We start from the raw sequence: 26,066 nt of genomic DNA on the forward strand, positions 1-26,066 counted from the left end.
TTTGGTTATTTGCAAACACTTCTAAGACGGCTTGCTTCGCGAAAATGAGTTCGATGTTATACTTGTTCGAAGTGGTCCGCCGACCTTTTCCGAGTACCACTGATATGAAACCTGATCCGAACAAGCTTGGAGCGAACGCGACGCCCGGAAGTAGCCTCCAGAGAAGAAAAGCGAGACAGCTCGAGATGAGTTCGTACAAGGGGCTCGATGCCATCCTACAGAACTGGGAATTTGATCCGCACACTCTCTGCGTTCGATTGGTGAAAGGGGATGACGGACGCGACGTCATCCAAATGCGAGTCGATCTTGGGGTCCTCCAAATGGAAACCAACGGGCGTCCCGATGGACTTCAACCCAGTGGCTTTCCTACCTTCCTCGACGCGATGCTCGCCGTCGAAACCAACGATCCCGAATTCGTCATGAACGAAGACCAATGCTTCGAGGCAGATCGCGAGTTCGTTCAGTTTTATCATCGCCGTATCTCTTGGCTCCGATTGGAGCATTACCACCGAGCCGTCGAGGATGCCGACCATACGCTGGCTTTGATGGACGTCTGCCGGGACCATTCTCCCGAAGACGAATGGACGATGAGCCACGAGCAGTACCGACCGTTCGTTTTGTTCCATCGCACCCAAGCAGCGGCACTGGCTGCACTCGACGAGTCGACCCCCGATGCGGCTGTCGCGGAAATCAATCAAGGCTTAGAAGCGATTCGAGCTGTATTCGAAGAACACGAAGCGACCGAAGACTTCGAAAACGACGAGATGGTTTTGCAACTCATCAAGCTTCGAGAATCGATCCGCGATGAATATGCTGTAGGGGATTCTCTCCAAGAAAGACTAGCTGCCGCCGTCCGTGACGAACAATACGAACTGGCCGCCAAGCTCCGCGATGAACTGGCTCGACGACAAGAGCACTAGGCTCCGCGAGGGACTCGATTCTTTCACCGAAGCATTCGCCGCTACAAAGCACGTGTCGCGACGGGCGATCTGGCGTCATCGAAGGACGGTTGACTTACCAGTTGACGTCCCATCGCATACCGACAATGTCCGATTCGGTTGCACCGAAGATCGCATCGTCGCTGGTAATCGGATGGATCCAATCCATCATCATTCGGACGCGGTCGCTCCAATACCAGTTCACGCCGACGCTCAAGTCGTTGTATTGACCGCGCTCGAGATTGTTGAGATCCAAATGGGACCAACGGGCTTTGAGTTCCCAAGCGCCAGGCTGCCAGGCTCCTGGGCGAACGCTGAAATTCCGAGTGGGCTTGTTCCGACCAAACTGAGGTCCATGCTGACCAAACTTCTCAAAGATCCGGTTCTCGCCGGTCAAAAACCAGCTGACATGAACATAGGCGCCATTCGCACTCCCCTCGGTCCCATTGTTCATCGCAACGCTCGATAAGAACGCTTCCGACTGAAAGGTTACCCTCCCCATCACGACAGCACCTTCGAGGTTGCCGGTCGTGTAGCGATCGGCATCCAGAGCCCCGGAATCGATAATGCGAGGGCCTTCATTAATCTGAGGACGAGCACGGAATCGAACCACGTCATCGCTGTCGTCGGTATGAAGGACACCTAGTCCGGTGTGAACCAAGAAGCGACCATCGCTCGCTTCGTCGTAGTACGGGAGGTAGGTGAGCCGCCCCGACAGCCGATAACCTTGATTGTCATCGATCTTCTTTTTGTTCGACTCGCTCACACTGTCCACGAACAACCCCGAGGACAAGGTCAATCGATCATCCCAAGCCGATTGGTAGAGCGCCATGCCCAGCTCCCGATCCGCCGCAAAAACCGTCTGCGTCGGAATCGATCGCTCCAAAAAGATATTGTTCGTGTCGTTCGTAACTTGCTCAAGACTGAATGGTACGAAGAAGTGACCGATGCGGAATCGCCCCAAGAGTGGGATCTCGTTCAAGGAAAAGTATGCATCCTTGATCAACCCCGTCGTCGTCAGCAAATTGTTGGTCTCCGAATCCGGCTCTAGTGTCATCTGAAGCCGGAAATCGTATTGATCGTAACCCTCCCCATTGGCAACCAACCGCAAGCGCCGAAAATTGGTGTAGTTCTGCGTCCCCGGAATCGCGGGATCGGCATCAGACCAAAAGATGGAATCCAACTGCATATGACCGCCCAAGGTCACCTTCCACTTGTCCTGGGGCGGCCCCTTGGACTCGTCCGGCTTGGCAGCACTCGACCCTTTGTTAGAGGGAGCCTTTTGTCCCGCCTCCAACTCCTTCACTCGCGCATCGAGCCGCTCCAATAAATCGCGCCACTCTGCTGAGTCCTCGGGCGCCTCTCCACTAATGACCAACGGAGGCTGAGCCTCTTGGGCAACCGAACCCTCCTGACTTAAACCTCTCGGCGCACCGGTGCAGAACAGACAAACCACCAGAAGAGCCCCAGCGCGCACCGGTGTAATACATTTCCATCTCCAGACCTGACTCATTGCTAGCTCTCTTGGTGAACTTCTATCACGAAAGAGCTATCGGACGACCATCCCGATCGCTTCAACCAATCCAATCAGATCAATCAACCTAACTTGCAATCCTTTGCCCGGAAGCCTCACCCCCCCAGACGACCGGAAATGTCACGGTTATATATCACGGCCATTGAGGAATTCACTCTGCGATCACGATGCTGTGCGATCACGATACTGTGCGATCACGATACTGTGCGATCACGATGCGGTCGGGCGGGGTAGATTCGTCCAATGCCCGCGTGGATCGGAGCCACGTACCTGGACCCCTTTTTCGTTCCACCCCAACGCCGCATGCACTTCCGCGGCGCAGTATCGTAACGTCAGCGCGCAGCGACGGCGATTCGAACGATTCACTTCGGAACCGTGCAGAAGCAAATCGGCATGGATCGACGCGGAGCCAGCTGGCAGAGGATTCCAAACGATCTCGCCGAACTGCTCCGGGTTATCGATGGTTTGATTGAGCACATTGTGATCATCCGAGTTGCTCGGCCGATAGGTCATGTGCCCATGGTGATGACTCCCCGCAATGAACTTCATGCAAGCGTTCTCGGCATCGGCATCGTCGATCGCCAGCCACACGGTTACCGCTTTCGAAGGGGAAAGTGGCCAATAGCTCGCGTCTTGATGCCAAGCCACCGACTTGCCATCCCCTGGCAGTTTGCAGAAGAAGTGGGACCCCCACCCGATCACGTTATCACCGAGGAGATCGCTTACGTAATCAACAATCTTGCGATTCGTTAGAATGTCATAAACCGGCCCATACTTCATGTGTGCCGAGCTGATGGAATAACTATCCCCCCCAGCTTGTACGACTTGTTCCAACAATCCATCGAAGTACCGTCGAATCTCGGCGATCTCACTCGGCGAATACACCTCGAGCGGTGTGATATATCCGGATCGATTGAAATGCTCGACTTGCTCCAGCGTTAGCACTTTGGGATTGCTATTAGAGCTCGGATAGAAGCGTAGATCCCGCTGGAGTGCTAGCAGCTCCGATTCGGTAGGAACGATAGCAAAGTCTTTAGTATTCAAGGTGTAAGTCCTTTCAGGGGAACATGGCTAGACGGAAGAATCGATCGAAGAGGAATGGGCGTGTTCGCTACGTGCGGCGCGCAACCAATACTGCACCGAAGCGCGAATGTGTTGGGACATAGCGGCCCTCGCTTGGGTCGCATCGCGTTGCAAGAGCGCTCGGACAATCGCGCGATGCTCTTCAAGCTCTTCGCGGAGCCGGTTCCCATCGGGCCCCTCGGAGGCTTTCATCCAAGACGCATCGCGAAGGGACCGAAAGAGTCGCGAAAGTCTTTGCAATTCCCGCTCCAAGAAAGGATTGCCGCAATGGTTTCGGATCAGCTCGTGCAACTTCGTATCCGCGGCTCGCGCCTGCTTGATCGGCTTCGAACCCTTCTTCACTTTGGCATCGATTTTGGCGAGATCGCGTTCGAGCGATTGCAGGGATTCGATAGGAATCCGAGAGGTCGCCCAACGAGTCGCCTCGCACTCCAGCGATTTGCGGACTCGACAAACCCCCGAAATCTCCCTCTTTGAAAACCGATGGATCACCGCGCCACGGTTGGGCAACAGATCGACCAACCCGATACCAGCTAGTTCGGCGAGTGCTTCGCGAACGGGCGTCAAACTCACCCCCGTCGCGCTGGCGATTTCTTGGGCGACCAATCGATCTCCGCCCCCCAGTCCCCCCGAGGCGATGCAATCCAGCACCCAAGCCACCACTTGCTCCCGTTTGTCCCCGTGCACCGCCATGAACGCCTCGAAACCGCCCGCATCGACAACCCAAGAAATTGTATACAATCAAGATAGATTATATACAATCGGCTCCGCCGTGTCCAGGTTGGCAATCCGCCTCCCCCCGAGTAAGCTTGGACGGCATCCGCCCGCGACACCCACCCCTTATGCGTGCAACTTCAACAAGGCTTCTGACGATGCCCCAAACAAAGCGTCTTGGTTCGGTGCAACAACTGGTTCTGCTCGTCATCGCGACAGGGATCGCCTCCGCAGTTGGCGACGCTCGCTGTGACGGCTCGGAACCCTTGACAGAACTTCGCGCGTTTCTGAGTCAGCCTCGCGCATCGCGAGGGGATTGGGCGGACCAATCCTTCGCGACACAGTCGTTATCCCGAGAACAGTGCGATTCCGCTGCAGCGCTTTTGATCGAGGACTGGAAGGAATCTCAGAGATCCGACCGCAAAAAGGAGCTGGAGCAGCGGGAGATCAAAATCGGGGAGTGGACGATGCCCTTTCACGTCGAAGTCTTCGGCGAAGCACCCGCTACCGGCAGGAGCTTGACCATCTCCATGCACGGGGGTGGCGGCGCTCCCAAACGGGTCAACGATCAGCAGTGGCAGAACCAGAAAAGGCTTTACCGCTTGGAGGAGGGGTATTACGTCGCCCCGCGCGCACCGGGCGACACATGGGACCTTTGGCATCAACCGCAAGTCGACCTTCTCTTCGCACGCTTGATCGAAAACTTCATTCTGGTGGAGGGCGTGAACCCGGATCGCGTTTACTTGATGGGCTACTCCGCCGGAGGCGATGGCGTGTATCAATTGGCACCGAGAATGGCGGATCGATTTGCGGCTGCGGCGATGATGGCGGGGCATCCAAACGAAACCAGTCCTTTGGGCCTGCGGAACTTGCCGTTCACACTCCATATGGGGGAGCTCGACAAGGCCTACGATCGCAATCGCATCGCCAAGGAATGGGAAGGTCTGCTGGAAGAGCTTCACACCAAAGACCCCGGGGGCTACGTGCACTGGGTGAAGATCCACGAAGGGAAGGGGCACTGGATGGATCGCCAGGATGCCGAAGCGATCCCTTGGATGACACAGCACAACCGAAACATCACCCCCTCGCGAATCCTCTGGAAGCAGGACGACGTCCTCGCCCATCGCTTTTACTGGCTGGCGATTCCGGAAGGAACCAAGCCGGTCGATCGAGCTTTGGTCACCGCAGAGATCGAAACCGACCGCGGAGAACAGACGGTTCGCATCCAAACGAATGACGTCGACCGACTTCTCGTTCGATTGCGCGATGACTTAGTCGACTTGAGCAAGCCGGTTACGGTGATCTGGAACGAGCGAGAGGTCTGCCGCGGTCCGGTCGAGAGAAAGATCCGCGTACTAGCGACGACACTTCAAGAGCGTTCCGACCCCCGCGCCCTTTTCAGCGCCGAGCTGGAGATAGCCAAACCGGGACCGACGGCGGCGCCTGCGGCCCCTTGAACAGTCGCCGCCTAGAACAGTCGACCCCTTGAACAGTCGGCCTTTGAACAGGCAATGGAGCGAGCCCTGGAGCCGTAGCAAGGCGACCTCCGGCTCGAGTTAACGGGTCCGCCAGAGCCCTTGCTGGGGCTTCTCCGCGCCTGCTTGGGAGTTGACATGTCAACCCGTTTCCGATAGCCTTACCCGATTCCAGTGAAAAATAGGGTCGGTAGTGAAAACGGGGGTTCTGAGTTCACCGCCACCCCCGAAAACGACTACAAACCTACTGACACCTAATGAATCCTCAAGAACTGCTCCGAATTGTCGATTCGTTGCATCGCGAAAAGCAGATTAGCCCAGATCTGGTCATCCAGGCGATCGAATCGGCGTTGATAACAGCTGCCAAGCGTCAATTTGGCGAGGACGCAGAGGTATCGGTCAAGATTGCACCGGAAGGTGGTCAGATCAGTGCTTCGGTGGACGGGCGTTTATTGAGCCAGGACGAGATTGGCCGGATCGGCGCCCAGACCGCAAAGCAGGTCATCATCCAGAAGCTCAAAGAAGCGGAGCGCGACGCTCGCTTGGATGAATTCTATGGACAGGTCGGTCAACTGGTCACCGGAATCGTACAGCGAACCGAGCGGGGTTTGACCATCGTTCAGCTTGGAAACGTCGAGGCCATTCTCCCTCGTAGCGAACAGATCCCCGGAGAGTCGTATCACAACGGGTCCCGCATCCGCGCTGTCATTTACGAAGTCAAGGCGGCCGGCAACCGCGTCAAGATCATCCTTTCTCGCTCCCACCCCAGCTTCGTCCAGCGGCTTTTTGAGCAAGAAATCCCTGAAATCGCAGACGAAGTCATCAAAATCAATGCGATCAGCCGCGAGCCCGGCTACCGCAGCAAGGTAGCTGTGAGCAGCTCCGACCAGCGCATTGATTGCGTGGGGGCTTGCGTGGGCATGCGAGGCAATCGGATCAAAAACGTGACGAGCGAGTTGGCGGGAGAGCGAATCGACATTGTTCGCTGGAGCGACGACCCCATGGTCCTCATCCCCAATGCTTTGCAGCCCGCCGAGGTGGAGCAGGTGTTGCTTTGCGATATGATCGGCCGCGCGATCGCTTTGGTTAACGAAGAGCACCTCTCCCAGGCGATCGGTCGTTTCGGCCAGAACGTACGGCTGGCTAGCAAGCTTTGCAGCTGGGACATCGAAATCATGACCGCCTCCGAACTGGAGCGTCAGATCGAGCGGGCCATGGAAATGTTCATGCAGCTCGAGGGGATGACCGAGGAGGTGGCACAGCAATTGGTCGAACAGGGATACCTGTCCTATGATGACCTCTCCGTCATCGAGCCCGATGCCTTGATGGAAATGGGGAACTGGACCGAAGACGAAGTCAACGCGATTGTCGAGCAAGCCGAAGAGCGAGCCGAGGCGTTAGAGATCGAAGAAGAAGAACGAAAGATTCAGGAGAAGGCAGAAAAAGAACGACGAGCCACCGAAGAGCTTGAAAAGAAAGAGCGAGGGCAACCGAAGCCCGCAGCGGCAGTCGTCGCTGTGGAGGAAGCCCCACAGGCTGCGGCAGACGAGCCAGCACCTCAGCAATCTGAGAATAGCCAGCCCCCCGAAAATGGAGCAGAATCGCAAAGCTAATCAACGTTTGAAGACTGACGCGAATGCGAAACATCCGTTACCATCATAGCAGAAGGTGTGCAAAGGGTTTTCTTCTTGCACGGTCAGTCGAACCGATTGAAGTCCTCGCAGTCGTCTGCGAGGAAGCAGAGAGGACCCACAGCACGCTTCCTGGGGAGCTTTGTGGGGGCATCCAAATGAATTAATAGTATTGTGAAAAAACGCGAGACGGAGCCACGGCTCAGCCCATTGCTCGCGTTTGGACAAGGGTTTAGAACCCGGAGAAAGTTGCTCAGTGGCAGTTAGAATTTATTCGCTGGCGAAAGACGTTGGTTTAGACAGCAAAGAGCTGGTCGATCTCTGTGCGCGATTGGGAATCCAAAACAAAGGCAGCGCTCTCGCTAGCCTGGAAGACGACGAGATCGCAAAGATCAAGAAGCATCTCGATGAGAAATCATCGGCGACAGCAGCTCCCCCCCCACCTCCCAAACCCGCTCGCGAGCCTCTCAAAGAGGCTCCCATTCGAGATCTGAGCGGAAAGCTTGGCGGCGCGAAGCGGGACCTCTCGTCTGGCCGTCGCGCGACGGTTGGTACTGGAGTCTCCACCGATGCGCGTGGGGATGCGGAGTACCCCGCCGAGGATGTCTCGACAACCGAACAACCTGTTGCACCCTCTGAATCCGAAGACATCGCTTCCGAGCCGGCACCGGCTATGGTCGCGGAATCCTCTCCGACGGCCGCACCGATCGAGGATGTGGAAATCGACATGCCTGCGGAGTCCGATGCAGTTTCCGAGAAGGAGCTCGCAGAGTCCTCCAAGTCGTCGACACCGGGTCCCTTGCGACGCGACGACTACTACGCACCCGCGCAGACGAGCGGCAAGGTCCGAGTTCTGGGGCGTCAGCGCCCTGCCGCTCCCAGCGCCGACGGTAGCAAGCCATCAGCGGATCGGCCTGATCGCGCCAAGCGATCTCGCGAGCCCGTTTTGAATTTGGCTCGGATTCCTAAGTCCGCGACTCCTCCTCCTTCGGCCAAACCCCAAGAGCAAGCGACGCAAAAGCCGATCGTCAAGCTCACCCCGGACGTGATCCAAGGGGTCAAGAAGGGGATGGAGAAGCCGACGGAAAAGCAGCCACTACCCGGAAAGCAAACCGGAACAGGGGCTGGCAGCAACCGCGCTTCGACGCCGAGCCAAGCCATGCACGCAGGGCTAGCCGACTTCAAAGCGAATGCGGAAAACAAGCTCAACCTCAAGAACAAGAAGGCTGCGGACGAGGAAGAAGCCAAGGCCCAGCTCAAGAAAAAGGGTTTCAACGACGGCCGAAGCGATCGCCTTCGCACTAAGATTCATTCCTCGAAAGATCTGGCTCTGATCGAAGAGGAAGAGAACAAACGACGTGGCAACAAAGGGGCCAGGATCAAGAAGCAGCACACGATCGCTCGAAAAGAGAAAGCGATCCTCGAGCTTCCTTGCTCCGTTCGCAGTTTCTCCGAGGCAGCCGGAGTGCCTGCAGCGCGCGTGCTCCGTTCGCTGATGATGATGGGGACGATGGCCAACATCAACTCGACGCTGGCTCAGGAGCAAGCCGAGATGGTGGCGGCCGATATCGGGGTCGATATCGAGTTCAAGCGAGCCGAGTCGCTCGAAACCAGCTTGATCAACAAACTGGAAGCTGTGGAAGACAACCCGGAAGACTTGGTCGCGCGACCGCCGATCGTCACCTTCCTTGGGCACGTCGACCACGGCAAGACATCCTTGCTCGATTACTTGATCGGCACCAAGATCGTTACGGGCGAAGCGGGTGGTATTACCCAGCACATTCGGGCTTACCAAGTCAAGAAAGATGGGCGTGCGGTAGCGTTCGTCGATACCCCGGGTCACGAAGCTTTTACCGAAATGCGTGCTCGTGGTGCCAATGTGACGGACATCGCGATCCTTGTCGTCGCCCTCGATGACGGCATCATGCCGCAGACCGAAGAAGCGATTTCGCACGCGAAGGCAGCGGGCGTTCCGATCGTCGTCGCAGCCAACAAGTGCGATCTCCCCGGAGCCGATCTCAACCGGCTCATGACGCAGATGACCGAGCACGGTTTGACTCCGAGCGCGTGGGGTGGGGACGTCGAAGTGGTCGAAACCAGTGCCATCACCGGTAAAGGGATGGATGAGCTGCTTGAGACCGTTTTGACTGTCGCCGAATTGCACGAGTACCGAGCCAATCCCAAGAGAGCGGCAGCGGGCGTTTGCTTGGAGAGCGAGCAAGCCTCCGATCGGGGCGTGATCGCGAAGGTGATGGTTCAGAACGGAACGTTGCGAGTCGGCGATATCGTCGTCTGCGGATCGACGTTCGGTCGCGTCAAAGCCTTGTACGACACACTCAAACGAAACAAGCAACTCACCGAAGCGGGTCCCTCCATGCCGGTCAACATCACCGGTTTGGACAAAGCCCCCGAAGCGGGCGAAAAGTTCTTCGTTTTGGACGATATCGGCCAAGCGCGTCAGCTGGCAGCCGACCGCGAGAATGCGTTGCGAGCACAAAACCTTTCAGGAACCTCTCCCAAGGTTTCGTTCGAGACTTTCCAGGAATTGCTGCAAACGGGCAAGCTAGGAGTCAAGGAAGAAAAGGTCGTCTTGAATTTGATCATCCGAGCCGATGCACGCGGATCTTTGGAAGCGATCGAAAAGGAATTGACCAAACTCGATCACCCCGAAGTCGAGATCAAGATTCTTCAGAAGTCCGTGGGTGGCATCACGGTCGCCGACGTTACCCTCGCGAGCGCATCGCAAGCGGTTATCGTTGGATTCAATGTGATCCCCGATGAAGCCGCTCGAGGCTTGGCCGATGATCGTAACGTCGAAATTCGCCGCTATGACATCATTTACAACTTGGCTTTGGACATCAAGGCGTTGATCGAAGGTCGACTGAAGCCCGAGGAACGAGTTGTCGAATTGGGCCGAGCGTTGGTCAAACAAGTCTTCGCCGTTTCCCGCGTCGGAACGATCGCCGGTTGCTATGTCGCGCAAGGAACGATTGAACGCGGTTGCCGCGTTCGAGTGAACCGCGAAGGCCGCAAGATCGGTGACTATGCTTTGGATACCCTAAAGCGTCACAAAGACGACGTAAAGGAAGTCCCTCGCGGCATGGAATGCGGTATCAGGCTGGGTGGATTCAACGACATCAAAGTCGACGACATCCTCGAAGCCTACCGAATCGAAGAAGTCGCGAGAAAATTGGAGACTTCGAGAATTTAACGAGCCTCCCCAAAGCATGTGAGCTTGATCGGAGACACGGGAAAACATCGAAGAGAATCTATGACGGCACGAAGACTATTGAAAGCAGGGGAAGCCATCCGCGAGGTGGTTTCCATGGCGATCCTGACAGAAATGCGGGACCCTCGAGTGAAGAACGTCACCGTCCTCGGCGTCGAGGTCGCACCCGACATGCGCGAAGCCAAGGTGATTGTCAGCGTGATGGGAAACAAAACGCAGCAGTCCACCAGTCTGCGCGGGCTTCAAAATGCGGCTGGCTTTTTGCAGGCTAGGATCGCCGATCGTATCGACACCCGTTACACACCGAGGCTCACCTTTGTGCTCGACGATGGTATCAAGAAGTCTCTCGCCGTCTCTCAGATCTTGGACCAAATCGCAGCGGAACGCGCTGCGGACCAACGAGCCAAAACCGGCGACGAAGAAGTCGTAGCCGAAGAGGATTTGCTTACCGACTCCGAGGAAGGCTTGGACACCCCGGAAGCCTCCCGCTCCGCAGAGAAACGCGAAGCTGCGCAGGACGAGTAACCGACCCACCTTCCATCGAATCCATTTGAAATATCCCCCATGAGTAGCCGAGCCGAAAAGTTAGAACAGCTTCACAAGTCTCTCAAGAAGCATTTCAAATACCAAGAGGATTCGACAGAACGGACTGTGCTCGAAAATCTCCTTTACGCTTGCTGCCTAGAGGATTCCAAACCGGAGCAAGCGGACGAAGCGTTCGCGAAGCTGCAGCAAACGTATTTCGACTGGAACGAAGTTCGCGTCTCCACGGTGATCGAACTGGGTGAGGTTCTCGGAAACCTTCCCAACGCCAATGCCGCGGGTCATCGTATCAAACGATGCCTGCAATCCCTCTTCGAGAACCGATACCAATACGACATCGAGGACTTGAAGAAAGCCAACCTGAGCAAAGCCACCGAGGAGCTACAAGCTTGGCCTGGCATGACTCCCTTCATGCTCAACTATGTCTCCCAGCGAGCCCTCGGAGGTCACGCCATCCCCGTCGGAACAGCTTCCTTCGACGCGCTCGTGGCCGCCGATATTGTCACCGCTGCCGAAGCCGAAAAGAAGATCCTCCCCGGAGCGGAACGAGCGATCACCAAAACCAAAGGGGCGGAGTTTTCGAATCTGCTCCATCAGTTCGGGGTCGAATACGCAGCCAACCCCAAGAGCCCCGCGGCACTGGCCGTCTTCAAGGACTTGGGAGTAACTCCCAAACCACCTGTAGTCGTCGACACCTCCAAAGCCAAAAAAGCCAAGACGGCTTCCACAGAACAACCAGCTGCACCCAAGCTCGCCAAGGGAACCGCCAAAGAGGTTTCCGGCAAGGACGCAACCAGAGGAGCGACGCCAGTGAAGCCTGAGACCGCTCCAGCTCCCAAAGTAGAAACCAAGAGCACGGCCGCAAAAGAAGCCGCTGCGAAAGATACGGCAGCAAAGGAAGAGACCAAAAAAGAATCCAAGCCCGCTGCAAAGGGTACCGAAGAGAAATCCAAGGAAGCGAAACCGAAAGCAGATTCCGGCAAAACCGAGCCGGGTAAAACAGCCAGCAAACCGGCTGACAAGAGTAGCAAGGCAGACGGCGTGAGCAAATCCGTTAGCAAAGCTGCTCCCGCACCGAAGAGCAAAACCACAGAGGTCAAAGCCACGGACAGCAAAGGCGCAGAAGGCAAAGGTACGGATAAAGCAGAAGCCAAAAAACCAGCCGCTGCACCTAAGAAGCCGACCAAGATGGCAAACAACGTGAAGATCACGAAGAAGAAGCCGAAATAGATCGATTGTTGCAACGAAACGAACGGGAGAGTTAAGGTATGGCAGGTCACTCGCAGTGGGCCAATATCAAGCACCGAAAGGCCGCGGTTGACGCAAAGCGAAGCAAGCTCTGGAGCAAACTTTCGAAAGCGATCATCGTCGCTGCCAAGCTCGGAGGAGGCGACCCTAGCTCGAACATTCGACTCCGGACAGCTATCATCGATGCGAAAGCCGTTTCGCTACCGCGTGATAATATCGAACGAGCTATCAAAAAAGGGACCGGGGAGATCGAGGGTGGCGATGTCGAAGAGATTCTCTACGAAGGCTACGGACCGGGTGGTGTAGCGGTCCTGTGCGACATCCTTACCGACAACCGGAATCGAACAGCCCCTGAGGTTCGCAAGCTGTTCGACAACCACGGCGGAAAACTCGGTTCCACCAACTGCGTCGCCTATCTGTTCGAACGAAAGGGTGTGATCTCGATCAAACAATCGACGATCGACCTCGAGAAGCTCATGGAGCTCGCGTTGGAAAATGGAGCCGAGGATGTGACCGAAAGCGGCGAATACTTCGAGCTCACTTGCCCGCCCGAAGCCTACAGCGGTTTGGTCGAAGCCCTTGAATCGAATCAAGTTACGATCGAAACCAAAGAAGTTTCTCGAGTTCCAAGCACCACCGTTGAAGTCGATTCGGAAACTGCGGTTTCGGTGATGAAGCTGCTGGAGAAGCTTGAGGACCACGACGACGTGCAGTCCGTCGCCTCCAATGTCAGCTTCACCGAAGAACAGCTCGCTTCCTTTCAATAAAGACCGCAGTCTGCACGACATGTCTCAGCCTCTATCCTCCGCCGTTCGCTTGGAACGGCTCGACGCTTCCGGTCCAGATTTCGCTTCTTCCATTGCCAGGCTACGAAAGAAGCTCAGCCCTGACGGATCCGTTGTATCGCCGAGAGGGAGGGAGCTGACGCTTCGGGTCTTCGGCGAACCCTTGACGCCTGGTCAAGTCGTCCAGCGTATCTGCACCGATGTACGAGAGCAGGGCACGGAGGCAGTCATCCGGTATGCCAAACAGCTAGATAATCCGGACTCTCGAGCAGACAACCTGCGTGTACCGCTAGAGCAAATGGAGGCAGCCCACGCAGCCGCCTCCGACTCATTCCTGCAAGCCGTCCGGCGTATTCGCAAGAACATCGAAACGTTCCAAAAAGGGATCCTCCACCAAAACGTCTCGATCACCCCCGAACCCGGCGTCGTCCTAGAACAACGCTACACCCCCTTGCGACGCATCGGAATCTGCGTCCCAGGCGGTGCGGCCGCTTACCCCTCTACGGTCCTCATGACCGCAGTCCCAGCCCAATGCGCCGGCGTATCAGAAATCGCCATCGTCGCTCCACCGACTCCGTTGGGCGCCTACAACCCGGACATGCTGGCCGTTTGCTACGAACTGGGCATTCGCGAAGTCTACGCAGTCGGGGGCGCGCAAGCCGTCGCATCCCTCGCGTATGGAATTCCTGAGATTCAAGCCGTTGACAAGATCGTCGGCCCTGGAAACCTCTTTGTTGCCCTCGCCAAACGATTCGTCTACGGGCATGTCGACATCGATTCCATCGCGGGGCCGAGCGAAGTCGTCGTGCTGGTTGATGCAACCACCCAACCTGAATTCGCAGCCTCCGATGTCCTCGCACAAGCCGAGCACTCCCCAGGCGCCAGCATCGTGGTGGGATGGGATGCCGAAATGCTCGATCGCGTCGAGCAATCGGTAAACGATCAAATTCGAAAGTTGGAGCGAGCCGATCTGACAATCGCTTCGCTCAACGAATTCGCAGCTCTGATTCTTTGCCGCGATGAAGACGAAGCGTGCAAAGTCACCAACGAAATCGCCCCCGAGCACTTGCAAATCGCCATCGAGAATCCTCGCCGGCTCTTGCCGAAGATCACCAACAGCGGCGCCACGTTCCTTGGTCCCTACTCCCCGGTCGCGCTCGGTGACTACGCGGCAGGCCCATCGCACGTCCTCCCGACAGGCGGTACCGCCCGCTGGGCATCCGGTTTGTCATCGAACCATTTCCTTCGATCGAGCAGCGTGATCGAGTACGACCAAAACGCATTGCATGGCATCGCCGACGAAATCGCGATCCTGGCCGACAAAGAAGGGCTCACCGCCCACAAACACAGCGTCTTGGACCGCGTCTAGAAACAGCGTCCCTCGTCGCAAAAGAGTTCGCCGTGGGGCTAGGAGGATCGGTATAATCTGAGCCCCGGCATTTCCGGGCCCAACCGGATACCGCTGGGGTATACGGTTCCAGACACCCACATCCAACCCATTGGAGTTCTCTTATGGTTTTGCGATTCGCACTTTGCGCTGCATTCGTCGTCTCATCCTCCTTGGTAGGTATCTGCCAAGATATTCTCAAGCTGGACAATCAAAAGTCCAAGATCGAATTTGTCGGAAGCAAGCCAGCCGAAAAATCCTCCCACTCAGGCGGCTTCAAGGAATTCAGTGCAGAGTCGAAGGTCGATTGGCAATCCCCCGAAAAGAGCACCCTCTCTATCGAAATCAAAGCCGACAGCCTTTTCTCCGACAACCCAAAACTCACCGACCACCTCAAGAATCCTGACTTCTTTGACGTCAAGAAGTATCCGACCATCAAGTTTGAGTCGACCAAGATCGAGCCTAATGAAGAAGAAGGGGTCATCACCGGCAAAATGACCATGCTCGACAAGACGGTGGAACAACAAGTTCCCTACAAGGTAGAAGTCACCGATACCGAAGTCGTTCTCAAGGCCGATTTCAAACTCGACCGAACCAAGTGGGGCATGAAGTACGGTCTTCCTAAAGTGAGCGAGCAAGTCGAGATCAAAGCGACCCTCACCTTCAAACGCCCCTAAATCCCTCCCTGGTCCTGCGTATTAGCCGTTTTCAAAACGGCCTTCCGGTACTAAAGGACTTCAAAACGGCGTTCGCCAGGGCGTCTTTCGGACGCTACCGCTCGGAGAGCGGTAGCGACATACGACACCGCTCGGAGAGCGGTTATTACATAAAAAAACCGAGGAGTAGCTTTCTTGCAAAAACCACTCCTCGGCAGCCTTTTCTCTCTCTAGCCCCACACACACTACCAAAAAGCTAGAGAGAGAACGTTTCCCATTGCTGGGGGCAGATTCTTCCGTTCGATCTTCTCCGTTAAAGATCGAGCTTCTGCATACTTACCCATTTCGTTTTCGAGTCCCCTCCACCGATCGCGGCGCGAGTCTCGGATCCATCTGCAGCAGGAACGCTCTTGGCCGGAACGCTGTCCGATCCAATTCCATCGCTGGCCGCCGGCTCCGCGAGAACGGGCGGGGCGGCAGGCGTTCCCTCCGGCGCAGCTGCTTGTTCAAGTCGTTGCATGACTGGCAACTTTGCTTCGGCATCCACCGATCGCAAAAACTCTTGGGCTTCGATGTATTGTTCGGCCGACATGGTTTGCAGATTCTCACGAAGCAAAGCCGCAAGGGACTTTACCAATTGGGCGACTTGCAACTGGGTTGGACTCCCATTCCCGCTGTTCTCCCACGTGCGGGTTTCGAAAATCGCGTCGATCTCCCGTTTCAGCGGAGCGTACTGAGCCTGACGAAGAATATGGGGCCAAGTTATCGCTCCGGTGTCGTGGTGGAACTGAGACGCCGACAGCTTCTTTGGCTGGTAGTACTCCACCATGCGTCGTCGCGCTTCACCGACGAACGGTTTGCTGCCGTACCGTCGCAGGAATTCCTCTCGCAACTCGCGACGCTCGAAGTAGGCCTTGGTGTACGCAACGCTATTGTCGATCGCGCGGCGCTGCGCCTCTTGGTAATTGATCGCCGCCAAACTATTCAAGTACGACAATTCACCGACCGCACCAATAATCGATGCTTGGCCGCGCATAAAACCTTCGTCTACCGTACTCGATCGCTCGGTAAACGACCAACTGTTTACGGGATAAGCAATGGCTGGACCCTGCTGAGCTTGCAAGGATCCTGGACCCAACCAACCACCCGTGCCCAACCACCCCCCTGTGCCCAACCACCCCATAGCGGCGGCAGCAACTCCCCATTTCCATCCGATCGTCTTGCTTCGTGTGTGCGTGATCATTTTCTTTTCCCTTTACTACAACAAACCACTTTCCCATGTTCGTCGCAATGAACTATTTCTTTTCCATCGATGCTTCGATTCTGAAAGAACTTGCAATGCAATCGATGTGCCAAAAACGACAATCCCTGCCAAGCTTTGAGTTCACCCCCCAAATTGCTTGGTTCAACGTAGACGAATCGAGTCCCTCTTTCGTTCCAGGTTTGTATCCCTTTGGCCTAACATGTCTCAAAACGAGACTCGAAGATCCATCCCGGTTCGCGGCATGCGGTAAAATGGGGGGCCTGCTGACTCTCACCTCGCTCCCTCACCTCCCTCCCTTGTTGCTATGAACATCTGTGCGCCGCGAGCTTGGACAAACCTTCTCCTCCTCGCATCCATCGCCACGTTCGTCTTGGTCGCTTCGCTCACCGAACAAAGCTCGCTGGCGCAAACGGCGAGCGATCGCGGCGACCCTACCACCGCCATGGCTCCCGAGACAGCGGCGAAGAGTTTTCAGGTCCCGGATGGATACCGCTGGGACTTGGTCCTCCACGAACCCTTGATTCGGCAGCCCTTGATGACAACATTCGACGATGCGCGGCGAATGTGGGTGATGGAATATCGGCAGTATCCGGAACCCGCCGGCCTCAAACCGCAGAGCCGCGACGCGTACTGGCGCATCGTCTACGACAAACAGCCCTCTCCTCCGGGTCTTGGGGGCGTCGAAGGTATCGATCGAGTCTCGGTTCACGAAGACCGAGACGAGGATGGCCGTTACGAAACCCACCACGTCTTTTTGGATAATCTGAATATCGCCACAGCGGTCGCGCCGGTTCCCGATGGCGTTTGGGTATTGAACCCACCCTACCTGACGTTCTATCCCGACCGCGATCGCAATCTCGCTCCGGATGGACCGCCTGAGATTCACCTCGAAGGCTTCGGACTCGAGGACACCCACTCCGTGGTGAACAGCTTGTGCTTGGGCCCCGATGGGTGGCTCTACGCGGCCCAAGGAAGCACGGTATCCGGGCAAGTCAAACGATACGGATCGGCCGATCCTCCTATCAACACGATGGGGCAAGCAATCTGGCGATACCACCCTCAATTTCGTCAATACGAAGTCTTCGCCGAAGGAGGTGGCAATGCCTTCGGTGTGGCGTTCGACGATCGAGGAGACATCTTCTCCGGCCATAACGGTGGTGACACGCGAGGGTTTCACTATTTGCAAGGAGGTTACTACCGTAAGGGATTTTCCAAACATGGCAGCCTTTCGAATCCCTTTGCGTTCGGGTATCTGATGCCGATGAAACACCCTCCGATCCAACGTTTCACCCACGCCATGTTCATGCTCGATCGCTTCTGGAACTCCGATGCAACCCGTCGCATGTTCGCCATCGACCCCTTGCACGGAAAGCTCATCGAAACCGAGCTTGCTCCCGATGGCTCCACCTACTCGACCAACGATATTCGCGACATCGTCTCCAGCAGTGACAAGTGGTTTCGACCTGTCGCGATCACCGAAGGCCCCGATGGGGGTGTTTACGTTTGCGATTGGTATGACTTTCAAGTTGCTCATATCTACGCCCATACCGGACAGCTAGACAAAGAGCGAGGTCGGGTGTATCGACTTGTTCGGAATCAAGAATCCGAGTCCGTGACTTCGCCGCCCATTACTACGATCGAGGGGGCCATGCAACAATTGCGAAGCCCGATTCGTTGGCAACGGGACCAGGCCCGGCGGTGGATCGCATCCCGACCTGAAAATGTTCGATGGCAGGAAACCCTCGCATCAGCACTGGAATCGGAGAAGGGCGATGTGGCACTGGAGATTCTTTGGACCGTTCACGCGTGCGGCTGGATTCCCGGAACGATTCCCCACGCCCATACCCCTATGCCTTCCTCTCTTCCGATCGAACGAATCTGTCGATGGGTAGAACATCCCCATCCCGATGTCCGTCGATGGCTGATTCGGCTCGTGGGTGACAGCAAGGCATTTCCAGACTCCTTCGGAAAGGCCGTTCAGCGGTTATCTGCCAAGGAAAGAGACGTGCGAGTTCTTTGCCAGATCGCGTCCACCGCGCGGCGCCTGCCCTTAGACTCGTCGCTGGCGATCTTGACCCCGATGTGGTCCGAAGCGTTTCCAGCCAACGATCCCTTCCTCCCCCATTTGGTTTGGTGGGCGATCGAGGCCCACGCCCATCAACCGACGGAAACGGTCAGACCGATCCTGACGTCGGCAGATATCGAACAGCAACCCTGGGTAGCAGAATTCTTGTTCCCGCGATTGATCGAGCGATTCAGTCGAGTTCCTAGCGAAGAGGGATGGATGGCGGTTCTCGATGTTCTTCGACGAACCGCACAACTTTCAAACGGGTCGCTTGCGAAGAGTTCGCTGCGAACTGCCTCAGCCACCAAGTCGATTGAAGCCTTCGAGAGGGCGTTTCAAAACAGATCCCTCAAAAGCGTCCCTGCTGAGGTGATCGATGCGCTCGCAGGACTTGGCGTCCCTTCGCTCCCTCTGGCGATCCGCAGGGAAGATGCGACAGCTATAGAACAAGGAGTAGCGATTGTCCGCGACCCTAAAGCGAAATCGGAACAACGCGTTGCACTGATCCGACTGGGTGGTGAGCTTCGTATCCCCCCCTTCCTTCCAGCATTGCTTGAAGAAATTCGCAACGATCCGGCAGATGAAAAATCCCGGCAGGCTGCCTTGGGCGCCGTAGCAGGTTTCGACGATCCCGCTATTGCGGAAACCATTCTAGCGGTATGGCCTAAACTCTCCGAAGAAAGCCGTTCGATCGCTGGCGCGACCCTCGCGCGACGCGTCGCTTGGACCCAGCAATGGCTGAACGCGTGCGCGAACAACCAAGTCGACGCCAACACCCTTCCTCTAGATGCGCAGCGGGCCATGCGATGGTTGGAGAACGGGGAATTGCAAAAGGCGCTTGAAAGACGCTACCCGGCCCCCTCGGGAATGAATCTCGTCAGCGCCGACCAAGCGGCCGAGAAGATGATCCCACTCCTCGACGAAAAGCCCGGCGATCCCTACCGAGGCAAGAAGCTATACCGAACACAATGCGGTCGCTGCCACCAACTCTTTGACGATGGAGGTGGCATCGGCCCCGACTTGACCGGCTACCAGCGCGATCAACTCAAGACGCTCCTGCGCAATATCATCGCTCCCAGTTTGGAGATCCGTGAAGGCTACCAAACCGTCGTCTTGATCCTCGACGATGACTCGACGGCCACGGGGTTCGTCGAATCGGAAACCGAGGATCAACTCGTCTTGAAAGGACTCGATGGACAGCCACAAACGATTGAAAAATCCGCGATCCTGACCCGAAAGCAACAGAGCCTTTCGATCATGCCTGAGAAATTGCTCGACGCGCTCTCGCCACAGGAATTGAGCGATCTGATGGCCTATCTCAGGACAACCCAACCGCTCAACGACTGAGCTTCTTCGCCATTTCCTTGACGCATCCCCCCGCCGACGGCATGATACTTAGATAAACGTCCACGGCCGGCCCGTGGACGCCCCTACGCCCTATCTAGCCGAGTCCACGCCATGAGTCGCGCCCGCGATGACGGATTGCTTGCGCAAGCTGAACTAGCATTGGAAGCGCTCCGCTTCAAAGAGCGCGCGGCCTTGTACCACGCCGCCGCCCAATGCCTTCAAGCTGCCTTGCGACAAGCTGAACAAGGTGACCGAGAACCGTTGGAACATTGGTTCCTCCAACATCGGGACTTGATCGATCTCCCCCTCTCTTCCTTCGAGATCACGCCCAGTCCGGACACAAGCCAAGAACCGGTTCCGACGCGCGGGCCAGTTCCGTCCCACGTGCCACTTCCCCATCTGGAACCAGCAAAGGAACCGCAACCGTCTGCTCATTCCGGTCCCGCTCAACCCTCCTCCGTTCCATCCGTTCCGAATACTTCTCCATGGACGGCGATGGAAGAGGCCATTCTGAGACGGCAGCGAGAGGATCAATCGCCCCCCTCCGCATGCCCCCTTTCCCCTAGCCCACGAGAGCTCGCCGGTTCGCACCCGGTTGTCGGAGAACAGCCCGTTGGTGATGAGGAAGCGGAACAACACGAATCACCCTCGCACATCGCGGAGTCGATCTCATCGGAAACCATCCCAACCCACCGTGTCGAATCCCTTTCTACCGTTCCGGATGCGAGCACCCCCGATATCGCCGCCATCGTCCCTTGCCCGTTTCAACTCGACGACGAAAGGTCGCGTGTGGATCGATCCAAGCGAACTCGATGGGGTGCCTCCCATCTTTGGATCAGCGCCGCGGTGCATGCCATCGCCGTCGGACTACTGAGCTTAGTCGTCATCCAGCAGATCCGCCAACCGCAAGTCTTAGCGATTGTCTCTGCGACGGTCGAAGCGGAGGAGGTGCTCGTGGAAACACCCATGGAATCACCCAGTGAGCTGGACGCAGAGCCTTTGGAGGCCCCTGCGCCCGAAGCACCGAACCTTGATCCCGAAATCCCTGACATTCGCGACCCCACCATGTCGGAAATCGATTTGTCTGGACCTCTCTTGGCCCAGGAACGGGCCGCCCAAGATGTTACAAAGGCCCTGCAGGCGATGCCCGTCTCAGCCCCGGGCAAGAACTTGGTTGCGGGAGCGGAGTTCTTTGGAGTAAAGGCCACCGGCAACACGTTTGTCTACATTGTCGACTGCTCGCCGAGCATGCGGAGAGACAATGCATTCGACTTTGCCAAACAGGAAATCACGCGATCCTTGCGAAGCATGAAACCATCGCAGAGGTTCTCGATCCTTTTCTTTGGAAAGGAGGTCGAGCGGCTGGAGTTCAGCCCCGGCCAACCAGAGGAATTCCCCGTGCCAGCAACTCCCGAAAACGTCGAAAAGACTTTGCGATGGCTGGCTCGTTGCAGCATCCAAAAAGAAGGCCTCCCTCCCAATGACGCGCTGGACATGGCCATCGCCATGCAGCCGGATGGCGTTTTCCTGCTGTTTGACGGAGATACTCGCGTCGACGTTCCAAAACACCTTGGACAAGCCAACCGCTCCACCGATATACTCACATCTGGGGAGCCTCGGGTTCCGATCCATGTTGTCCATTTTTTTCTCGACGAGTTTGCATCCACCATGCAGCGCGTAGCCTCCGAGAACTTAGGGACTTACCGATTCATCCCTCGACCGGAGCGGGGTTCGAAATCCAAGCGATAGTGGGAATCATGAATAAAAATCCGCATGATCGAAGCTCCCGCTCTCTCGCGCCTTGGATTTCATTCTTAGTCAGTTTCTTGTTCCACATCAGCGCCTGCCTCGCCCTAGCGGTATTGCTGATCGGCGGGAGTGGAAACTCTGGAAAAGACCTTGTCATTTCCATGTCTTCCTCGTCCGAATCGGAGCTCGAACCGCTGGCCCTGCTTGAACTCGATTCGGTCCAACCGGAGCTTACCGAGGAAATCACCGAACCTGTCGACATCACCACTCCCACACTGGACACCGAGGTCCAAGTAGAGATCGAATCCTCCCAGGTCGCGGCCTCCGATCTCTCCGCAGACCGCCAGGCCTCGGGGGAGCGTGCCGGCGTTCAAGACAACGAGGAAAAAGCGTCCCAAAAAACGGAAGGGCAGTCGAAAGCACAGTTCTTCGGAGCCGAGGCTTCGGGGAATCGTTTTGTTTTTGTCATCGATTCCTCGGGTTCGATGCGAGGGCCGCGATGGGAAGCACTTTGCGTGGAGCTAGAGCGAGCCTTGAAAGGCCTTTCGTCCGATCAAGAGTTCTTCGTCATCAGCTTTGACTCCATGCCCCACCCGATGTTTGACGAACCGCCTCCTCAGGGCAAATTCCTTACAGCAGTACCGCGATCCATTCGACGGGTTCGAAATTGGATTCGCAGTATCGACTTGGGAAGCAACACCTACCCTGCCTCGTCTCTCGCCATGGCCTTATCGCTGCAGCCTGACGCGATCTTTCTCTTATCCGACGGCGAAATCATGGACAACACCGTACTGGAGCTTCGCACCTACAATCGGGTGCGGTCCGAAAGCGGATACGCGGTAGCTGTCCCCATCCACACGGTATTGTTGCATAGCGTCGTCGGCTTCCAAACATTGGAAAGGATCGCCGACGAAAACGATGGCACGTTTACGCCCGTCCCCTTTGGAAATCGAGATTGATCGGAACGCGACTGCTTCATGACCTCTAGCACCATTCGAACCAGGGCCGTTCGTCGAAATCGAGTTCGATTCCCCGCAATCCTTTTTGCATGCACCGCTGCCTGGATCGCGAACTGCGACCTCTCCAATGGGACATCTGCTCAGGAGCCGGCATCGCCGGTCGTCGCGACCTCGGACCGATTGCGTCCCACGGAAACCGATGAGGCCGTCCAACGGGGCATCGCGTTCTTGATCAGCCAACAAAAGAGCAGCGGCGCGATTGTTGACCGAGGCCACGACAATGCGATGACCGCCATGGCGATCATGGCCATGGCCGCAGTGGGACATCAACCCGTTGACGACACTCCGGAAGGGCTCTCGATGCGCAAAGCGCTGCAGTACCTTTTGGGAGAAAACCGGCAAGATCGATCGGGATACTTCGGCGCAAGCGATGGTTCACGCATGTATGGACATGGCATCGTCACTTTGATGCTCACCGAAATGCTGGGAATGGGAATCGACCCGAGCATGAACGAGCAGATCCATGAACGCTGCCAAAAAGCGATCGACGTGATCGTCCGGAGTCAAAAGATTCGAAAGCCCGGTTATGCCAAAGGTGGGTGGCGGTATACGCCTGATGCCGCCGATAGCGACCTTTCTGTCACGGTGTGGCAAGTCATGGCGCTGCGAAGTGCAAAGAACGATGGGCTCGAAGTCCCCTCCGAAACGATCGACGAAGCCATCGGATACTTGATCCGGTCCTATACATCCCCAGTGGATGCGAGCGGCGTTCCGAAGATTCGCAAGAATGGTTTTTCTTACGAAGCGCACAATGACAACCCCACGTTCTCCATGACTTCAGCGGGATTGCTCGCGATGCAGGTTTGCGGGGAATATGAATCGGAATTGGTGCAGGGGGCGACCGAGTGGTTGCAGGAGCATCCCCCCACTTGGGCAGACCGATTCGTCTTGTATGGCGTTTATTATTACGCGCAAGGGATGCACCAGCGGGGCGGCAAGGTCGCAGAAGAGGCCGAAGAGGTCGTCCGAACGCTGCTGCTCGACAAACAGCAACCCGACGGAGCTTGGAATTCCTCCAGCGGGGAGGAGCAAAACGCGGGGAAGGTTTACTGCACGGCTTTAGCGATCCTAAGTCTGTCGGTAAAGTATCACTTCCTCCCGATCTACCAGAGGTAGAGACGGATTGATTCGATCGAATGGTTTGGCATTCATCCCCGTGAGAGTTTGGTGGTTCCATGCAATGTGTCCGCTCCCTTCCCAATTGGCTTGGCTCGCCCTGCGATGCGATCGTCCTCGCTATCCCCGAAAACTGGCGAGCTGCCCCGCATCTCACGGAGGCCGATCAAGCGACCAACGGCCTCTTGTCGCGATTGCTGGAGTCGGGTGAGGTTTCGACCAAGCCTTGGAAGACGACCGTGGTGCAGGCCCCAGCCGGAATTGCCACCAAACAATTGGTTTTGGTCGGAACGGGTGCTGCCTCGGATTGGAATCCCCTCACGGCAGGCCGCGCCGCTGGCGCCGGTATGAAGCTCTTGGCGAGCAAGTCGCGCGAGGTCGTTCGGTTCGTCGGATTCACTGGAAGCGGCGAAGTGGAACGCGCGGCGGTCACTGGTGCGATGATCGGGTGTGTTGGACAAGACCTCTTCCGCAAAGAAAAGTCCCTCTACGAACCAGAGAGCCTGGAATGGCATGACCTTCAAGAAGAGAACCTGCGCAAAGGATTTGCCATTGGGGAATCGATCAACCTGACTCGAAAGCTGGTTAATCTCCCTCCGAACTACATGTATCCCGAATCGTTTGCGGAGGCAGCCCAAGGAGTCGCGCAGCAGTATCAATTGTCGATTGAGATCTGGGACAAAGCCAAACTGGAGAACGAACGATGCGGGTCTCTGTTAGGGGTAGCGCGAGGTTCGGTCAAGGAACCCCGTTTGGTTGTTCTCCAATACCGAGGCGCAGAACCAACCGTTGCACCTATCGCCTTGGTCGGTAAAGGGGTCACGTTTGATAGCGGTGGATATTCCATCAAGCCTACTGATGGGATGCTGACCATGAAATGCGACATGGCCGGTGCGGCGACCGTCCTGGGAATCATGCAGGCCGCGGCACGGCTCCAAGCCCGATGCAATTTAGTCGCCGTCGTAGGCTTGGTCGAGAACTTGATCTCCGGGGATGCGTTCAAGCTCGGGGATGTGCTCACCGCACGAAGTGGCAAAACCATTGAGATCCACAACACCGATGCCGAAGGACGTCTCGTGCTCGCCGACTGTTTGGACGTGGCTGCAGGATACTCCCCTTCCAAGATCGTAGACTTCGCTACTCTGACGGGGGCTTGCTGCGTCGCGCTCGGGAACGACATCTCCGGGCTGATGACCAATGCCCCGCAATGGCAATCGGAGATCAAATCGGCGGCAGAGCGTTGCGGCGAGTATGTATGGCCGCTCCCGATGCATAGTTTCTTTTCCGAGCAAATCGCCGGCAAAGTCGCCGATATTAAAAATGTCGGCGAGGGCCGTTGGGGGGGAGCGATCACCGCCGCGAAGTTCTTGGAGGAGTTCGTACAGCAGATCCCTTGGACCCATATCGACATCGCTGGCCCCTCCTTCTTGGACAGCCCCAAAGCTTGGTGCGACGCTGGAGGAAGCGGAACATTGGTTCGTACCTTCGCAGAATTGCTGAGCAGCTCGTGAGCGTCCTCTTAGCGCTGGAGACGAGCGGTAAATCGGGCTCCGTCGCCATCATCGATCGCTCGGGCGACCCAGCATCGGTGCAATCTGCTGTTCTGCCGGATGATATTGGATCGGGGCAGTCGCTGGCACCTGCCATCCGCCGATTGCTCGATCAAAACGGGCTAGCCACGTCACAGATCGGCTGCATGGCCTTGCTGACAGGGCCGGGTTCCTTCACCGGTCTGCGAGTGGGAGTCGCGACGGCCAAGGCGATGGCGTACGGACTGGGATGTCCGATTGTCGAGCTGGACACGCTCGATGCGATTCATAGGCAATGCGACGAGTTGGATCCAGATCCAAGTCGCTGGACCCATGTGTTGCTAGATGCGTTTCGGGGCCAGTTGTTTTGGAAAGGGTGGGGACCAGACGGTTCAACTCCCCCCTCCGGGACGCAGGCCATCGATATCGAGGAATTCTTGATGGCGTTGCAGCGAGTGGGAGTTAGCGAGCAGCATCGCCTCGCTGGTCCAGGTTGCGAACGGCTACGCAGGTTCTTGGCCAATGAAGAGGACATGGACAAGTGGGGAGAGTGGCTCACGGGAGTGCATTGGCTTGAAGATATCCGATTTTCCCCTCAAGCAGCGACGGTAGCCAAGATGGGTTGGGAGAAATGGGTGCGAGGTGAGTTCACCGAGTTGTTCGCATTGCTGCCGCACTATTACCGGGGAAGCGCGGCGGAAGAGAAAAAGAAGAAGCTGTCGTGAAATTGCCGCGAGGGTATAGTATGGACTCC

At 56.7% G+C, this 26,066-nt stretch carries 19 protein-coding genes; 15 read left to right on the forward strand and 4 right to left on the reverse strand.

All coding sequences use genetic code 11. The annotated features are described in order from the left end of the window. Nucleotides 1-104 precede the first annotated feature (104 nt). On the forward strand, nucleotides 105-920 hold the full coding sequence (locus VN12_RS12400; RefSeq protein WP_240491410.1) for a UvrB/UvrC motif-containing protein: 816 nt from the start codon (nucleotides 105-107) through the stop codon (nucleotides 918-920). A gap of 94 nt (nucleotides 921-1,014) precedes the next feature. Here the strand turns inward: VN12_RS12400 and VN12_RS12405 are convergent, their stop codons facing one another. The 3 genes from VN12_RS12405 to VN12_RS12415 all read right to left on the reverse strand — a co-directional run bounded on the left by VN12_RS12405 (nucleotide 1,015) and on the right by VN12_RS12415 (nucleotide 4,296). Continuing rightward, entirely contained in the window at nucleotides 1,015-2,451 is a 1,437-nt protein-coding gene (locus tag VN12_RS12405) for an OprO/OprP family phosphate-selective porin (RefSeq protein ID WP_146677136.1), read from the reverse strand. Nucleotides 2,452-2,682: 231 nt separating this feature from the next. Continuing rightward, nucleotides 2,683-3,516, reverse strand: coding sequence for a phytanoyl-CoA dioxygenase family protein (locus tag VN12_RS12410; protein ID WP_146677137.1), 834 nt, complete (start codon nucleotides 3,514-3,516; stop codon nucleotides 2,683-2,685). A 27-nt stretch (nucleotides 3,517-3,543) separates the two neighbouring features. Then, a complete protein-coding gene (locus VN12_RS12415; protein WP_146677138.1) occupies nucleotides 3,544-4,296 on the reverse strand; it encodes a GntR family transcriptional regulator in 753 nt (250 codons plus the stop codon). Nucleotides 4,297-4,427: 131 nt separating this feature from the next. On the opposite strand from VN12_RS12415, the gene VN12_RS12420 reads away from it, so the two are divergent. From VN12_RS12420 to VN12_RS12455, 8 genes are all read left to right on the forward strand, one after another. Further along, nucleotides 4,428-5,726 (forward strand): alpha/beta hydrolase, encoded by a 1,299-nt coding sequence (locus VN12_RS12420; RefSeq protein WP_146677139.1) that lies wholly within the window; start codon nucleotides 4,428-4,430, stop codon nucleotides 5,724-5,726. A gap of 275 nt (nucleotides 5,727-6,001) precedes the next feature. Then, complete coding sequence (gene nusA / locus VN12_RS12425) at nucleotides 6,002-7,357, forward strand: transcription termination factor NusA (RefSeq protein ID WP_146677140.1); 1,356 nt, start codon at nucleotides 6,002-6,004, stop codon at nucleotides 7,355-7,357. A gap of 274 nt (nucleotides 7,358-7,631) precedes the next feature. Then, on the forward strand, nucleotides 7,632-10,586 hold the full coding sequence (infB, locus tag VN12_RS12430; RefSeq protein ID WP_146677141.1) for a translation initiation factor IF-2: 2,955 nt from the start codon (nucleotides 7,632-7,634) through the stop codon (nucleotides 10,584-10,586). 60 nt (nucleotides 10,587-10,646) lie between these two features. Beyond that, nucleotides 10,647-11,129 (forward strand): 30S ribosome-binding factor RbfA, encoded by a 483-nt coding sequence (gene rbfA / locus VN12_RS12435; RefSeq protein ID WP_146677142.1) that lies wholly within the window; start codon nucleotides 10,647-10,649, stop codon nucleotides 11,127-11,129. Nucleotides 11,130-11,168: 39 nt separating this feature from the next. Then, nucleotides 11,169-12,377: a hypothetical protein gene (locus VN12_RS12440; protein ID WP_146677143.1), complete on the forward strand. Its 1,209-nt coding sequence runs from the start codon at nucleotides 11,169-11,171 to the stop codon at nucleotides 12,375-12,377. A gap of 38 nt (nucleotides 12,378-12,415) precedes the next feature. Further along, nucleotides 12,416-13,162: a YebC/PmpR family DNA-binding transcriptional regulator gene (locus tag VN12_RS12445; protein WP_146677144.1), complete on the forward strand. Its 747-nt coding sequence runs from the start codon at nucleotides 12,416-12,418 to the stop codon at nucleotides 13,160-13,162. Between the two features lie 19 nt (nucleotides 13,163-13,181). After that, a complete protein-coding gene (gene hisD / locus VN12_RS12450; protein ID WP_146679898.1) occupies nucleotides 13,182-14,549 on the forward strand; it encodes a histidinol dehydrogenase in 1,368 nt (455 codons plus the stop codon). A 143-nt stretch (nucleotides 14,550-14,692) separates the two neighbouring features. Then, the gene (locus VN12_RS12455) at nucleotides 14,693-15,244 is read left to right on the forward strand and encodes a YceI family protein (protein WP_146677145.1); all 552 of its coding nucleotides are present in this window, start codon (nucleotides 14,693-14,695) and stop codon (nucleotides 15,242-15,244) included. 292 nt (nucleotides 15,245-15,536) lie between these two features. Here VN12_RS12455 and VN12_RS12460 read toward each other — a convergent pair whose 3' ends face one another. Further along, complete coding sequence (locus VN12_RS12460) at nucleotides 15,537-16,466, reverse strand: hypothetical protein (RefSeq protein WP_146677146.1); 930 nt, start codon at nucleotides 16,464-16,466, stop codon at nucleotides 15,537-15,539. 325 nt (nucleotides 16,467-16,791) lie between these two features. On the opposite strand from VN12_RS12460, the gene VN12_RS12465 reads away from it, so the two are divergent. The 6 genes from VN12_RS12465 (at nucleotide 16,792) to tsaB (ending at nucleotide 26,037) form a co-directional block, all read left to right on the forward strand. Next, nucleotides 16,792-19,899 (forward strand): PVC-type heme-binding CxxCH protein, encoded by a 3,108-nt coding sequence (locus VN12_RS12465; protein WP_146677147.1) that lies wholly within the window; start codon nucleotides 16,792-16,794, stop codon nucleotides 19,897-19,899. 111 nt (nucleotides 19,900-20,010) lie between these two features. Beyond that, nucleotides 20,011-21,648, forward strand: a complete 1,638-nt coding sequence (locus VN12_RS12470; RefSeq protein WP_146677148.1) for a vWA domain-containing protein — start codon at nucleotides 20,011-20,013, stop codon at nucleotides 21,646-21,648. Between the two features lie 8 nt (nucleotides 21,649-21,656). After that, nucleotides 21,657-22,607 carry a VWA domain-containing protein gene (locus tag VN12_RS12475; protein WP_146677149.1) on the forward strand — a complete coding sequence of 317 codons (951 nt, stop codon included), beginning with the start codon at nucleotides 21,657-21,659 and terminating at the stop codon, nucleotides 22,605-22,607. Between the two features lie 18 nt (nucleotides 22,608-22,625). Further along, complete coding sequence (locus tag VN12_RS12480) at nucleotides 22,626-23,783, forward strand: prenyltransferase/squalene oxidase repeat-containing protein (protein ID WP_146677150.1); 1,158 nt, start codon at nucleotides 22,626-22,628, stop codon at nucleotides 23,781-23,783. A 59-nt stretch (nucleotides 23,784-23,842) separates the two neighbouring features. Further along, a complete protein-coding gene (locus tag VN12_RS12485; RefSeq protein WP_146677151.1) occupies nucleotides 23,843-25,294 on the forward strand; it encodes a leucyl aminopeptidase in 1,452 nt (483 codons plus the stop codon). Further along, a complete protein-coding gene (tsaB, locus tag VN12_RS12490) occupies nucleotides 25,291-26,037 on the forward strand; it encodes a tRNA (adenosine(37)-N6)-threonylcarbamoyltransferase complex dimerization subunit type 1 TsaB (protein ID WP_168164364.1) in 747 nt (248 codons plus the stop codon). Before VN12_RS12485 ends, tsaB begins: the two co-directional genes overlap by 4 nt. The last annotated feature ends 29 nt before the right edge of the window (nucleotides 26,038-26,066 follow it).

Source organism: Pirellula sp. SH-Sr6A, assembly GCF_001610875.1.
In the GTDB taxonomy this organism is placed as follows: Bacteria; Planctomycetota; Planctomycetia; order Pirellulales; family Pirellulaceae; genus JBKCUI01.